The organism is Chloroflexota bacterium (genome assembly GCA_009840355.1).
Classification (GTDB): Bacteria; Chloroflexota; Dehalococcoidia; order Lucifugimonadales; family JADFKI01; genus Bin90.
Map to the genome: position 1 here is coordinate 99,375 of VXNZ01000025.1, position 13,966 is coordinate 113,340.

Consider the following 13,966-nt stretch of genomic DNA (forward strand, 5'->3'; position numbering starts at 1 on the left):
CAAGACAATGCCACCATGCCGTCATCATTGCTCTTGTGTCTGTTGCTGAATAATTCGCGCTGAATATCTTGTGCCGAACATCTTATTCAATAGTCGTAGGATGTGCCTGTGCCAATATGATCCGATATGACAAATGCCGCCAGCGTACATCACACGGGCAGCATAATCGTACTTTTGCCTTCCATCACCACACTGCCGTTTTCGCCCGCCGCAATCATGTTGACCACAAGAAAGCGGAAATTGCGCCGCACCGAGTTCTGCGCCACTGTCGCGCTGCAATCTAATGTTGCCCCCACGGGCACGGCAACGCCAAAGCCGAGTTCTTGGCTGGCGTGAATCGTGCCGCCGGGAATTTGCAGCGCGTTTATGACGGCGCTAAGGGAGAGCGCGGCGATAGCCATCGGGGGAACGAGCGGCGCGCCTGCGGCGTCCGTGGGACTGCTGCGGTCGTCCACCGCTGCGGTGTACGCGCTCACCGATTCGGTGTCCATGGTGATGGATTGGCTGGTCAGCGGCTGCCCGGCTTCCAGCGTGGCATAGTCAATCATTCGCGGGGATGCCCTCGATGGCGCAAAAGTATCCCCTAGATTATAGACAGGTAAGGGTTGCAACGCAACGAAATAGGCATGCTTCACGCCGAACCGCAGGCTACTTCGGCGGCAGCGACAAAGCAAACTCCAGCCCCCGCTCAACCCAGTTCGCAAGGTCGCCGTCAGAGGAAATGCCGTCAACCCCAACGACTACGAACCCGTGCATCGGCCTCCCCGTAAAGTCCATTTCGCGCGCATGCGGCAGTCGTAGCGCATCTTCGTATCGCTCCGCTCCCACCCGAACGATAACCTCGTTGCCCATCACGCCGCCCAGCATATTGCCATGCGCCATAAAACAAAGTCCACCGAACATCTTGCGCTCCACGATGCCCGACCGTTCTCCTAGCGACTGCCGAATACGCAGCGCAAGTTCTTCGTTGTACGCCAATCTGCCCCTCGCTTGCGCCTACTCCGCCGTTACACGCGGAATGAAATGGCGATGCCGCTGCATCAGCGTTATGCTTGCCTGATTACCAAGTTCCGCTTCGGCTGCAGCTACTGCGTCTTCGACCGTTTCGAATGCTTCGTAGCCCATGCGCCGCGCCGCGTCCGTATCGCGCACGCCGGCGAACATTATACGGCTGAGGTAGCGCTTCGGTATGCCTGAACTGTTCCACATGAAGAACGGGTGCGAGCCATGGTATGCGTGCCCATATCGATAGCCGTGTATGAACTCCGGCCGATGCGCGAACTCTTCGACATAGTTTTCCCAAAGCCAGTACGGGTCGGTCTCCTGTGTCAGAAGCTTGTCGTAGAACTCCTTGTACGGCGCGAACCGCCGCGCGTCAAACTGCGCTGTCAGTGGATGCGCCAGGATCGCTATGCCGCCTTCGCGCACCAGCGGCGTGCCTTGGAACTGCATAACCGTGTTCGCCATCGCCTGATTCGACGCAAGGATCGGGTTCACAGTGGAGAACTTGGAGTAGCACTCGTTCCAGTTCGCCACGCCAGCCACCAGAATGTCGGACTGCCCTTGCACATCCACGACCTGTTGCTCTTGGATCGCCGCGAGCGTGTATGGGTGCACTTCGGTCGGATGCCCACCGTTGATTTCGATTATGTCCTTGCGCGGCTCGGAGTTGTCGTACACCGATTCTATCGTGAATACGCGCCGTCCCTTCGCCTCAAGCGCCTGCTTTATCAGTGCGCCTTGCTCCCATACTAGCTTCTTGAACGCCGAGTTCTTCGGATCGTCAACCGATTGCCCGCTCGCGATGGGCCAAGGGCGGTGATGATGGCGGATGCTCTTGAAAGTGCCAAGCCCTACGGCGGTCGATTTCCATCCGCCGTTGAATGGCGCCCACATCGTGTTCAGGTAGATGAACTGGTCGGCGTCCAAAATCGCGCGATTCACTTCTACATCGAAACCCCGGCGCGTATAGCCGAGATGGACTATCTGCGACGGGTCTTCGGCGTCGTGGCAGTACAGGTTATTGTACCCGAACTGCAACACCAGCCGCCTGCCGAGGAATGTTTCCATCTCGGTGCGGCTCAGCTTGCGATGCAGCCCTTGCGACAGCAGCAGTGTGATGTTGCCCAGTGGCACGCCCGCCTTGCGCAGCTCTTCCACGACGACTTCGATTGCCGTCCGGCGAAAGTCTGTGCGCTGCGTGCGGAAGTACGCGCCCGATGCATCGTCGAACGCGATGACGACCTTCGACTTGCCGTTCACCAGCTTATGCAGCGGTTCGTGCGCGGTCGGATTTGCGATGACCTCGCGCACGCGCTCCGCGACATCCGGAAGCGCGGGCAGCGGTCGCTTACCCTCGATAACGCGTGTCCGCTCCGGCAACGCCGCGCTGATGTATCCGTCGCCGTAAGCAATGTGGTGTGTCTGTGTAGCTGCCATCGTTCGTCCTGTCTCGCCTGTCTTGTGATGCGACAATTGTATTGGGGCTATGGGCTTCGCACAAATAAAACCGATCGCAAAGAAGGTATTACTTGCACGAAAATCGCGGTCGTCCAAGAAAGCACCGTTTCCTTCGTGGAACAGCTCGCCTCCGCCTATCATACATTGTTGGCGACAGGTTCGGCACGCATGGACAAGATGTTTGCAATTGGGTTGTGTGGACATTTTGGGGATATGCTATGTTCAAAGCATGGCAGAAACAAGACTAACTACTGCTCTGAATATCTGAAGATACACGATTTTCTTCTCTCCTACGCCAGAGTGTATGTCAAATAGGAGAGCGGGTGTAAGAACTTCATAGAGGCAATTGTCCGGATTAACAGAACAAGTGCGACGTGGAGAGACCTGTCGGAGAAGTTCGGGTAGTCTAATAGCGAGTTCAGGGGTTTCATGCGCCGGAATGCAAACGGCGTTCGGGAGCGGATGTACCTGACTTTCAATTAAGACTCTGACATGGAAAATCTGTTGATAGACATCGCTAGAAGGGAGCAAGTCACGCAGGAGTTAGGCAGAACCGGGAATGAGCGCAGGATTCGGCATAGTGCGTTTTAGAATGCTCACATCTTAATCACACGCCTGTCCTGAACTACTCAAATCAATGGGTCTAAAGGCGGGAATAGTATTACACCCATCCCCACAAATCCTGATAAAATGGTTCAATGCAACAACGGGTGTACACGGAAGAATCAGAAGTCGAAGACGGCAGGTCTGCGTTGCGGGATAGAGCGCAGGCTCTGCTGGAGTTCGATGTCATACGCGCGCGGGTGGCGGAGCGCGCCACTTTCTTTCCCGCGCGGCAACTCGCCCTAAAATTGCGCCCGTCGTATGACGACTACGAAGTCGCTATGCTGCAGCAAGAGACAGCAGAGGGTCGCGCGGTGCTTGACGAGGCGGGCGAGGTGGATATGTTCTGCCCTGACGACATCGAAGAATCGGTCGTGCGCGCGTCCATCGGCGGCATTCTTACGGGCATGGAATTGCTCGCCGTCGCGCAGACTATCGATGTGCAGGCGCGCGCGAAATCCGGCGTCCTCGCGGTGCGACAGCATGTCCCGCTGCTCGCTGATTTCGCCGAAAGCATACCCAATCTGAGCGAATTGACGCGGCAGATTCGCGGGCGCATCGGCGACAGGGGCATAGTGCGCGACGATGCCACGCACACGCTCCGCGCGCTACGCAGCCAGATACGGCAAGCATACCAGCGCGTTACAAACTCGCTGAATTCGCTGATTCAGAGCGCGCAGTCGGACAACGCGCTGCAAGACAATGTGATTTCGGTGCGCAACGACCGCCTAGTCGTGCAAGTCAAGGCGGAGATGCGCAGCCGCGTACCAGGCATCGTCCACGACGCGTCCAACACCGGCGCGACGCTGTTCGTCGAACCGTTCTCCACCGTCGAAATTGGCAACACTTGGCGCGAACTCGCACTCGCGGAAGAGCGCGAAATTCGCAAAGTGCTGCGCGACCTTTCCACGCTCGTTGGCGAATTGGCGCGCGACATTCAGCGCGGCAGCGAACTGACGGCACGCCTTGACCTGATACTGGCGCGTGCGCGTTATAGCTACGGCATTCGCGGTGTTCGACCATTGTCGCCCGCCGAACTCGCGCCGGGCGCTTCGGCGCCTGCCGCATCCGGCACAGTCGCCAAGCCTAGCGATGCAAACTCCGATGATGACACGGACAGCAAAGAGCAATCGGCAGTCGATATGCGCGTGCGGCTCATCAACGCGCGGCATCCGATGCTGGGCAGGGATGTCGTGCCGGTCAATGTGAGCGTTGGTCCGGACTGGTCGGTGCTTGTGGTTACTGGTCCGAACACGGGCGGCAAAACGGTGGCAATGAAGACGGTCGGGTTGCTCGCGCTAATGCACCAAGCGGGCTTGCAGATACCGGCGGACGATGGAAGCGTGCTGCCCACATTCGACGGCGTGTACGCCGATGTGGGCGACCAGCAGAGCATCGAACAGTCCGTGTCCACATTCAGTTCGCACATGCGCAATGTCATCGAGATTCTCGGCGCGGCGACTCCCGAATCGCTCATATTGCTGGACGAACTCGGCACCAGCACGGACGCTGAAGAGGGATCGGCTCTCGCGCGGGCGATTCTCGAAGACTTGGCGGGCAGAAAGGTGTCCACGATAGCGACCACGCATCATCGCAGCGTGGCGGCGTTCGCGGAGACTTCGCCGGGCATGATGAATTCCAGCGTGCAGTTGGACGCCGATTCGCTGACGCCGACATATCATCTGACACTGGGGATACCCGGCCGTAGCTACGCAATGGCGATCGCCGCAAGCCTAGGGCTGCCGGAGCACATCTTGGAGAATGCGCAGGGCGCTATTGAGCCGCAATACCTGCGCTTCGAAGACTGGCTGACCGAGTTGCAGCGCGAGCGCAATCAGCTGCAAGCGCTGCTGCTAGATGCGGAGCAGTCGCGCGGCAAGGCGGACGCACTTCGCCAGCAACTGGACGAGCAGATTGAATATCTGATAACGCACCGCGACGATATGGTAGAGGGCTTGCGGCGCGGCGTATTGGCGCAGTTCGACGAGACGCAGCGCAGGCTGAAAGCAGCAGAAGCATCGCTTTCGTGGGGAACGCCTGCCGGTTCGTCCGGCGTCGTGCAAACGGAAGACGCGCGCGAGGACATCCGACGCCTGCGCGAGGAGATTGCGGCAGAACGCGCAGCCGTGCCGCCGTCAACGCCCGTCCGTGAGATGCCGCATGAATTGGAAGTCGGTGACAAAGTGTTCGTGCGCGGGCTGAATCTCGGCGGCGTGCTCGTGTCGTTGCCGGAAAACGGCAGCGACGCCGAGGTTGGCATCGGCAATGTGCGAATTCAGGTGCAGCCGTCTCGCCTATCGCTAATTGAACAGCAGCCCGAACAATCTAAGCCGGAGGTCAGCATCAAGATAGGACCGATGCTAGATTCAACCGAGCTGGATGTGCGCGGAATGCGCGCCGACGAATCGCTTGCCGAGCTTGAACTGTTCTTGGACAAGGCAGTGCGCGACGGGTTCAACTCTGTGCGCGTGATACATGGGCGCGGCAAGGGCATCCTGCGAAACGCAGTTCGAGAACATCTGACGAGGCACCCGCTGGCAAGGTCGTTCGAAGCAGAGGCACGAGAGCGCGGCGGCGACGGCGCGACTCTGGTACATCTGGCATAGCGCTATGTTCGTCCGTATCGCGACTTTCGCTGCCGCATTCATCCTGTTAGCATCCGTCGCGGCATGCGCGTCAAACAACGGCCAGCCCGTAACACAGCCCGCGACGGCAATGGCAACAACAACTGCCACAACTGCCACGCCACCGCCTGCCGTTCTGCCCGCCCCTAAACACACGCCATTGCCAAGCGCGACTCGAACCGCATTGCCTACCGCTACAATGACGCCTGCGCCAACCTCTACACCTGCGCCAACTGCGACATCCACACCAATTCCCACGCCAACGTCCGAGCCGACAGTCACGCCGACTCCTACACCAACAGGTCCCTACTTGACCATTGACGACGCCAGATTCAGCGTCTTGATCGCCGACACTCCAGCGCTCCGCAGCAAAGGCTTGGGCGAACGGGACAACCTGCCGGAGCAGACGGGCATGCTGTTCATCTTTGAGACCGGATACGCATCATCGTTCTGGATGAAAGGTATGCGCTTCCCGCTAGATTTCATATGGGTCGGCGAAGACTGCACCGTAGTCTATCTTACTGAAAACGTGCAGCACGCCTCGCCCGACACCCCATCTTCGCAACTGGCGATATATCAGTCTGCCGTGCCCGCCGCATATACATTCGAGATAAACGCCGGCGAAGTGAGCGACTTCGGAATCGAAATTGGCAATAGCGTACAATTCCACAACATCGAATCGGACTTCGCCATGTGCTGCGAAGACGGGGTGTGCGATGGCAACTAGCGCGGATAATGGCGTGGATAATGGCGCGGGACTGCGAGTCGTCTTCATGGGCACGCCTGAGTTTGCGGTGCCGGCTCTCGATGCACTGCTTCAGGTGGGCTGCGAAATCACCGGCGTCTATACGAAGCCTGATAGGCGTTCCGGGCGCGGCAGACGACTCACCGCGCCGCCGGTAAAGCAGGCGGCAATTGAACGCGGGCTGTCTGTTTTTCAGCCCGCATCGCTCAGGCGCGACGCGGAGGCACGCGCGCAACTTGCCGCGCTGCAGCCCGATGTCATCGTTGTGGTTGCGTATGGGTTGTTCCTGCCCGCCGACACGCTCGCAGTCCCGCCATTGGGCGCGCTGAATCTGCACCCGTCTTTGCTCCCGAAGTATCGCGGTCCGTCGCCGGTGGCGTCCGCGATATTGAATGGCGATACGACGACCGGCGTTACGCTGATGCGCTTGGACGAGGGCATGGATTCCGGGCCAATCATCGCCCAGCGCGATACGCAGATTGGCGCAGAAGAGACGACCGCAGATCTGACGCCGCGCCTGTTCAAGATTGGCGCGCAACTACTCGCCGAATGCCTTCCTCAATGCCGTGATGGCGCAGCCAATGCGATGCCGCAGCGCGAAGCGGACGCGACGATTACCCGATTGCTTACGCGCGAAGATGGAGCAATCGACTGGACGAATTCGGCGGATCACATTGCGCGGCAGGTGCGAGCATATCATCCTTGGCCCGGCAGCTTCACGCGCTGGAACGGCAGACAGCTAAAGGTGCATCAGGCAACGGCTATCGGTATCGGCGCGTTCGAAGAATTGGGCGATGAGTCATTTGAACGGCAAGAGCCGGGCGAGGTTGTCGAGAATCCGCAGGGCATCGCAGTCGTGTGTGGGGATGACTTGCTGCTGCTACTGCGCTTGCAGATAGAAGGGCGGCAGGCGACAGACATCGACGACTTCGTGCGCGGATACCGCGATTTCCCGGGTTCACGTCTCGGCTCTACCTGATATAATCGGCGCAATAACACTCATAGACACGGTCAATTTCAAACGGCAGAGGTGCGACATGGACAAGGCGCTTTCGGGAGTGAAGATACTGGATATGAGCCGCGTGCAAGCGGGTCCGTCGTGCGCCCAGTTGCTGGCGTTTCTTGGCGCGGATGTCATCAAGTTGGAGGACACCGTCGGCGGCGACAACACGCGCTGGGAGCAGGCGCACATCGACGGCGTGGACAGCGTGTATTACACCATCTTCAATAACAACAAGCGCGCCATCACGCTCAACCTCAAGACAGAGCGCGGCAAGCAGCTGTTCGAGAAGCTAGTGCTGTGGGCGGATGTCGTGCTGGAAAATTTCTCGAAGGGAGTGATGGAGCGGCTCGGCATCGGCTACTCTCGACTGAACGAAATCAACCCGCGCGTCATCCACGCGAGCATAAAGGGCTTTGGCGAATATGGTCCCTGGAGCGAATATCGCAGCTTCGAAGTGGCGGCGCAGGCGACGGGCGGTGCGATCGCATCCAACGGGTTCGCAGACTTACCACCGATACCGTCGCCAATCGGCGCGGGCGACTCCGGCACGGGCTTGCACACCGCTATCGGTATTCTCGCGGCGCTGCGGCAACTCGACAACTCTGGCGAAGGCCAGCACCTCGAAGTGTCAATGCAGGACGGCATCGTCAACCTAATGCGCTATCGACTGATACGCAGCCTGTCGCTCGGCACACCGAACGAGCGCCCCGGTGACCGCGGCGGCAGAGGCATTCCGATGATATTCCCTTGCGCTCCCGGCGGCCCCGACGACTATGTGATGATTCACCTCGCGGGCGCACTCTGGGAGACGGTACTCGCCGTCATAGGCCGCGCGGACCTGATTGGCGACGAGCTGTATTCGACGGAAGAGATGCGTGCGGAGCGGGGCGACGACATTATGGAAATCGTCAGCGGCTGGACTATGCAGCACCACAAGTACGCGGCGATGGAAGCGCTGGCGGCGGCGGGCGTCTGGTGCGGCGCGGTCATCAGCCCGGAGGAAGTACTGTCCAACGAGCATCTGGCGGCGCGAGATATGGTCGTGGATGTGGACGACCCGGCGCGCGGCGAATATCAGATGATTGGCTGCCCTATCAAGTTAGACAAGTCGCCCGTCGAAGTAGAACCCGCGCCGCTCTACAGCGAGCATACGGACGACATCCTGACGGAAATGCTGGATGTGTCGGCGGATGAGCTGCCGGAGCTTAGGGAGCAGGGTGTGATAGTTTAGCTAGCCATTCATCCATGGGGAATTCCTCGAAGGAAAATTGCAGCTGAACGGCGTCTGTGCATCGAAAATGTACCCGCAGTCCATACTAGCGCACATCCCAGTAATCTTCCACTCGCACGGCTTCGTCTTCGCCGGGCCAAGGTGGGATGGTAACTATGATGAATTGCAGGGGTTCGTCTCTGGTGTTGCGGAATTGGAAGTGCGTGCCGACTGTGATGTTTAGGGAGGTGCCCGGCTGTACATCCACGACGGATTCCGCGGACTCGCTCTTGCGCCAGACTTGACCTCGACCTTGCAGGAAGTACCAGACTTCTTCGACGGTGCGGTGCCTTACGGCGGCTGATGTCGCGCCGCTTGGCAGTGTGCAATGAACCATGCTGCCACCGCTCACGGCGACGAGTTCGCGTATCTCGGAGCCATCCGGCGCGAGCACAGTAAGTTCGCTTGCTAGTGAAATTGTATCCATCAGCCAAAACCCGTGAATCTGAGTTGGCGCGGCTCTTCGGGATGCGCCTCGGATTGTTCGAAGCCGGACACGCCAACACCAATAAGCCTAAAACGCCTACGCCCGTATAGTTCGGCGCGCAGCAGTTCGCCGGCGGGCTGCGACAGGTCTGTGGCAGATTGTACCGAGTACGGCAGCGTGCGCTGACGGGTGAATGTCGTGAAGTCCGACAGGCGCAGCTTGAGCTTGACCGTGCGCCCTTGCAGTTGCTTGCGCCGCAGTTGCTGCGCGACACGCTGGCTAAGACGGTCCACCACCTCTTGAAGCGCGTCCGGGTCTCCGATGTCCTGTGCGAATGTCGTTTCTGCGCTGACGGACTTTGTCTCGCGGCTGACAACGACTGGGCTGTCGTCAATGCCACACGCGAACCGCTGCATCTGCTCGCCATGCTTACCAAAATTCTCCCGCAGCCAGTCCGCGTCGCACTCTGCGATGTCCGAGATGGTCTCAATACCAGCCGCTATGAGCCGTTCGGCGGTCTTCGGTCCGACACCCCACAGGTCGCGTATCGGCAGCGGCGCGAGGAATACCCGCTCTTCCCCCGGCGCCACGACGGTCAGACCGTCCGGCTTGTCCATGTCGGACGCTATCTTGGCGACGGATTTGGTTGTCGCCACGCCGATCGATATGGTCAGACCTAGCTCGTTCTTGACGCGGCGTTTGAGCGCGGCTGCGATTTCGGCGGGCTGGTTGTCATCTTCCACGACAGCGGTTACATCGAGATACGCTTCATCTAGCGAGAGTGGCTCAACGAGTGGCGTCAGGTCGCGGAATATGGACATCACATCGCGCGATATTTCACGGTATCGTTCAAATCGCGCGCCAACGCGGATTGCTTGGGGACATAACCGCTGCGCGGTTCGCATCGGCATTGCGGAGCGCACGCCAAATTCGCGCGCCTCGTAAGATGCGGACGCGACTACGCCACGCCCTTCTGCGCTGCCGCCGACAACGACCGGCTTGCCGCGTAAGTGCGGTCTGTCCAGCTGTTCGACGGACGCGTAGAAGGCGTCGAAGTCTGCGTGAAGTATATGGCGCATGTGCTTGACCTCATCCGCCATATTACAACGAAACGACGCGCCGGTTAAAGGGGAATTGCGAGTTTCTTGACGGCGCAGCATGAGAGAAATGAGCGGGGTCAGCGGGGCATGTATTGCTTTCCGTAACCAATATGCGTTCTTCGTAGGGGCGACCGGTCGGTTACCCCTACCGTCATTGTACCCCGCCCATTCACTCTCAAAGTACACATACCCCAGTCAGCCCAGGAAGGGGAATGAATTATTGAATAAAGAACATATGAAAGCGATGAAGGGGCTATACAGCGCCGTCTATGGATATGTCTAGCACGGCCGGCTTGCCTAGCGCGATAGCGTCGCGCAAGGCTGGGGCGATTTCGGTGGGGTCGGATATCTTGATGCCGTGCACGCCCATTGCGTTCGCGATTGCGGCGATGTCGAATGGTGTGGGGAAATCCATGGCGATATACTCGCTTTGGGGAATTTCTTCGCCCAAGATTTCGCGTTTGTACAGGTTCATGTTCAACTTGAGCACCCGATACGCGCGATTGTTGCAAATGACATAGACAACCGGAATGTCGGAGTTCGCGGCCGTCCACAGTGCTTGTACGGTCATCATCGCGCTGCCGTCGCCGATTATGCCGATAACTGGCCTATCGGGATTCGCCATCTTCGCACCCATCGTGCCGCCCATTCCCCAGCCGAGCGCGCCGCCGGTGATTCCTATCAAACTGCCCGGTTCATCGAAATCCAGCGCGCCAAATATGGACGTGCGTGTGGTAACGGAATCATCAACGACAATCGCGTCGTCGGGCAGTGCGGCTGCAATCTCGGTCATCATGCGCTCGGCGGACATCGGATTGATGTCCTTACGCGATTCGAGCCGCGCCTGCCAAGCCGCTTGCTGCGCTGCCTTCTCTTCAGCGACCGATGCGGCGCGTCCTATCGCCGCCTCTCTTGCCGCGCCGCTCATTCGCAGTTCGAGCGCATCGGCGAGTGCGGACATAGCAGTGCGCGGGTCTGCGACGATACCAACTTCTGTCGGCTCAGTCCTGCCTATATGCGTGGAGTCCGCGTCTATGTGAATCAAGTTTACTTCCGGATTCAGCACGCTGCCCGAAAAGTAGAAGTACCCCGGGAATACCGGCGTGCCGACCGCTACGACGGCGTCCGCGTCCGCCAGCAGCGCCTTGTCATCCGGCATGGTGGGGTTTGCCATGCCGAGATACTGTGGATGACTGGTCGGGAAGTTCACATGCGAGTAGAAGCTGGCATAAACCTTCGCGCCAAGTGTCTCGGCTAGGCGCGCTGCCTCCCCGGATGCGTGGGATCGCCCTACACCGTCGCCGACAATCAGCACCGGATTCGCGGAGCCTGCGAGGATGTTCGCGGCTTCGTCAATAGCGTTCGCATCGGGGGCAGTGCGCGAGTATGTCTTGTGCGACGGCACTATGCTCACTTCCGCTTCATCGTCCAGCGCGTTCGCGGAGAAGGCGACATACACGGGACCCATCGGCGGCGTCTTCGCCTCGTTGAATGCGCGGCGCATCACGCTCGGCACTTGCTCCGGGTGTGTTACCTCGGCGCTCCACTTGCAGAATTGGCTGACCATCTCCACAAGATTCGTGCGCCCCTCGGCGAGCTTGCGGATGTCCTTGTTCGCGGAAGTCAGGACGAGCGGTGTGTTGCCCTCGGCGGAGTTGGCGAGCAGGCTAATACCGTTGGCTAGGCCGGTCTCGATGTGCAAGTTGACGAACGCAGGCTCGCCGCGATGGCGGGCATACGCGTCCGCCATGCCCATCGCCGCACCTTCCTGCGTGGTGAGCATGTAGCGAATGCCCGGGTAGTCCTCCAACTCGTCGAGGATCGGCCCTTCGCTCGTGCCCGGATTGCCGAAAATATACTCGACGCCTTCCGCCCGGAGCATTTCCATAAGCGCGCGCTTTCCCGTCATTCTTGGCATATTTCAGACCTTTCGCTATCGAATAATCGTCTTTGAATGGAAGCATATTCGACATTACATGTTACGAAGCGTTTCGTGGGTGTGTCGGATAAGCCAATGTTCCCCAAATATCCGAGTCAGGGTTCATTGCTATGTCGCACCGCATTACATCCAAGATAGCAGGGACAAGAATTGACATCAGAATTGCGCCGTCTTGAATCTGTCCTCTTCCCACGCCTACCGCGTAGGTAGTGCCACCATGGAAAACTTGATTACGGAGTGTATAGAGACGATTAAAAACCAGCCTGAGGACAGTACCCACGTTACGATTTCTGTGGGGTTTAAGTTCCTCATTCACTCTTGATGTGTCTCTCTTGAATCTGGCCTGCCAATCGTGGTCTTCAGGCATGCCTTTTCTAACCCAATCCCAGTAGGGTTCGTAAATGTACTTGTTACCCACCAAACCAATGACAATCGGGCTATGCCGATTCCAAAGAGTGTCACCAATCACGCCATCTTCATCTCTATCCACTATCTCCTTCAGAAAATTCATGAAACGATAAGATTCAACGTATTCTCGATCTTCTGAGTTTAGCCTAGAACCTTCATCCCCATAAGCGGAATTGAACGCAATCCATAATGCGATGAATTTTTCGTCATCCGATATTCCCTCCCGTCGGCTCAACTCCACCCAACTATCAGCGCGCCTGATGCGATGCCTATTCTGCGTACTCTGATCTCTAATGTGTTCATTTTCCGTCCGCTGATTGAATATCATCGGAAACCTCCAAGTGCCGCGCATACTCAACCTGCTAACTGAATGACCGAGATACTGAATAACTTGTCATTATATCTTCGCCAGAATCTCTTCAATCGACTGCTTGCGAAAGCGTTCTAGGTCGTCCGCGTCTTTGATGATGGCGCCGAGCGTGCGATCTACGGCTTCGTAGTCCAGGTGGTCGAGATGCAGCACGACCATGGCGCGCGCCCAGTCGAGCGTTTCGGCGATGCCGGGCACTTTGTCCAGCCCTGTGCGGCGCGCGCTGTCCACGAAGCGCACGACCTGCCGCGCAAGCTTATCTTCGATGCCGTCCACCTTCGCGCGGACGATGCGCAGTTCCTTGTCGATGTCCGGGTAGTCTATCCACAGATACAGACATCGGCGGCGGAGCGCGTCCGAGAGGTCGCGCGTGCGATTAGAAGTGAGCACGACGAACGGCGGGTGCTGCGCCCGTATCGTGCCAATTTCCGGTATCGTAGCTTGAAACTCGGACAGCACTTCAAGCAGGAATGCCTCGAATTCTTCGTCGGCGCGGTCAACTTCGTCAATCAGCAGCACGGGCTGCTTTTCAGGCTCGGTTAGCGCGGCGAGCAGCGGGCGCTTGAGCAAGAACGACTCACTGAAGATTTCCTCCTCGCGTTGTTGCACGGAAGTTTCGGCGTTCTCGTTCAGCTTTATCCATAGCATCTGGCGCTGGTAATTCCATTCGTACAGCGCGGTAGAAACATCCAATCCTTCGTAGCACTGCAGGCGGATGAGACGCGTGTCCAGCAGGCGCGCCATCACATTGGCGATCTCGGTCTTGCCCACACCGGCGCGTCCTTCAATGAGCAGCGGGCGTTGGAGCGTCTGTGCCATGTAGATGGAAGTGGCAATTGCGGGGTCGCCGACGTAGTTTTCGTACGCGAGTCGGTCTAGGATGTCGCGTATGGGGTCGTGAGATGGATCGTGGGTTTGTGACAAGGTTTTTCCTGTAAAGCGTGGATTTGCCAGTTGCTATTGGTATCCGGATAGAGCACGAGAGTTGCGGGGAGTGGCGATTCCCCCTACCTGTTC

At 58.4% G+C, this 13,966-nt stretch carries 12 protein-coding genes; 4 read left to right on the forward strand and 8 right to left on the reverse strand.

All coding sequences use genetic code 11. From position 1 onward, the window contains the following. Window positions 1-149: 149 nt before the first annotated feature. The 3 genes from F4X57_07435 to F4X57_07445 all read right to left on the reverse strand — a co-directional run bounded on the left by F4X57_07435 (window position 150) and on the right by F4X57_07445 (window position 2,664). Window positions 150-548: a hypothetical protein gene (locus F4X57_07435; protein MYC06989.1), complete on the reverse strand. Its 399-nt coding sequence runs from the start codon at window positions 546-548 to the stop codon at window positions 150-152. Window positions 549-648: 100 nt separating this feature from the next. Continuing rightward, entirely contained in the window at window positions 649-978 is a 330-nt protein-coding gene (locus F4X57_07440) for a TfoX/Sxy family protein (protein ID MYC06990.1), read from the reverse strand. 18 nt (window positions 979-996) lie between these two features. Beyond that, window positions 997-2,664 (reverse strand): DUF2088 domain-containing protein, encoded by a 1,668-nt coding sequence (locus F4X57_07445; protein ID MYC06991.1) that lies wholly within the window; start codon window positions 2,662-2,664, stop codon window positions 997-999. A 494-nt stretch (window positions 2,665-3,158) separates the two neighbouring features. Here F4X57_07445 and F4X57_07450 point away from each other — a divergent pair, with 494 nt between their 5' ends. From F4X57_07450 to F4X57_07465, 4 genes are all read left to right on the forward strand, one after another. Beyond that, window positions 3,159-5,669 (forward strand): hypothetical protein, encoded by a 2,511-nt coding sequence (locus tag F4X57_07450; GenBank protein MYC06992.1) that lies wholly within the window; start codon window positions 3,159-3,161, stop codon window positions 5,667-5,669. Between the two features lie 109 nt (window positions 5,670-5,778). Next, window positions 5,779-6,414 carry a DUF192 domain-containing protein gene (locus tag F4X57_07455; protein MYC06993.1) on the forward strand — a complete coding sequence of 212 codons (636 nt, stop codon included), beginning with the start codon at window positions 5,779-5,781 and terminating at the stop codon, window positions 6,412-6,414. Then, entirely contained in the window at window positions 6,404-7,411 is a 1,008-nt protein-coding gene (locus tag F4X57_07460; protein MYC06994.1) for a methionyl-tRNA formyltransferase, read from the forward strand. The genes F4X57_07455 and F4X57_07460 overlap by 11 nt, the downstream gene beginning before the upstream one ends. Before the next feature lie 58 nt (window positions 7,412-7,469). Then, entirely contained in the window at window positions 7,470-8,666 is a 1,197-nt protein-coding gene (locus F4X57_07465) for a formyl-CoA transferase (GenBank protein MYC06995.1), read from the forward strand. Window positions 8,667-8,751: 85 nt separating this feature from the next. Here the strand turns inward: F4X57_07465 and F4X57_07470 are convergent, their stop codons facing one another. The 5 genes from F4X57_07470 to F4X57_07490 form a co-directional block, all read right to left on the reverse strand. After that, a complete protein-coding gene (locus tag F4X57_07470; GenBank protein ID MYC06996.1) occupies window positions 8,752-9,132 on the reverse strand; it encodes a cupin domain-containing protein in 381 nt (126 codons plus the stop codon). After that, complete coding sequence (locus F4X57_07475) at window positions 9,132-10,232, reverse strand: DNA polymerase IV (GenBank protein ID MYC06997.1); 1,101 nt, start codon at window positions 10,230-10,232, stop codon at window positions 9,132-9,134. Before F4X57_07475 ends, F4X57_07470 begins: the two co-directional genes overlap by 1 nt. Before the next feature lie 253 nt (window positions 10,233-10,485). Next, window positions 10,486-12,150, reverse strand: a complete 1,665-nt coding sequence (locus F4X57_07480) for a thiamine pyrophosphate-binding protein (protein MYC06998.1) — start codon at window positions 12,148-12,150, stop codon at window positions 10,486-10,488. Between the two features lie 61 nt (window positions 12,151-12,211). Next, window positions 12,212-12,907, reverse strand: a complete 696-nt coding sequence (locus tag F4X57_07485; GenBank protein MYC06999.1) for a hypothetical protein — start codon at window positions 12,905-12,907, stop codon at window positions 12,212-12,214. 69 nt (window positions 12,908-12,976) lie between these two features. Then, entirely contained in the window at window positions 12,977-13,768 is a 792-nt protein-coding gene (locus F4X57_07490) for a MoxR family ATPase (protein MYC07000.1), read from the reverse strand. Window positions 13,769-13,966 lie beyond the last annotated feature (198 nt).

Coding starts and splice junctions, on each gene's coding strand:
- F4X57_07435 (MYC06989.1), bottom strand. CDS start 548: ATGATTGACTATGCCACGCTGGAAGCCGGGCAGCCGCTGACCAGCCAA.
- F4X57_07445 (MYC06991.1), bottom strand. CDS start 2,664: ATGTCCACACAACCCAATTGCAAACATCTTGTCCATGCGTGCCGAACC.
- F4X57_07450 (MYC06992.1), top strand. CDS start 3,159: ATGCAACAACGGGTGTACACGGAAGAATCAGAAGTCGAAGACGGCAGG.
- F4X57_07455 (MYC06993.1), top strand. CDS start 5,779: ATGGCAACAACAACTGCCACAACTGCCACGCCACCGCCTGCCGTTCTG.
- F4X57_07460 (MYC06994.1), top strand. CDS start 6,404: ATGGCAACTAGCGCGGATAATGGCGTGGATAATGGCGCGGGACTGCGA.
- F4X57_07465 (MYC06995.1), top strand. CDS start 7,470: ATGGACAAGGCGCTTTCGGGAGTGAAGATACTGGATATGAGCCGCGTG.
- F4X57_07470 (MYC06996.1), bottom strand. CDS start 9,132: ATGGATACAATTTCACTAGCAAGCGAACTTACTGTGCTCGCGCCGGAT.
- F4X57_07475 (MYC06997.1), bottom strand. CDS start 10,232: ATGGCGGATGAGGTCAAGCACATGCGCCATATACTTCACGCAGACTTC.
- F4X57_07480 (MYC06998.1), bottom strand. CDS start 12,150: ATGCCAAGAATGACGGGAAAGCGCGCGCTTATGGAAATGCTCCGGGCG.
- F4X57_07485 (MYC06999.1), bottom strand. CDS start 12,907: ATGATATTCAATCAGCGGACGGAAAATGAACACATTAGAGATCAGAGT.
- F4X57_07490 (MYC07000.1), bottom strand. CDS start 13,768: ATGGCACAGACGCTCCAACGCCCGCTGCTCATTGAAGGACGCGCCGGT.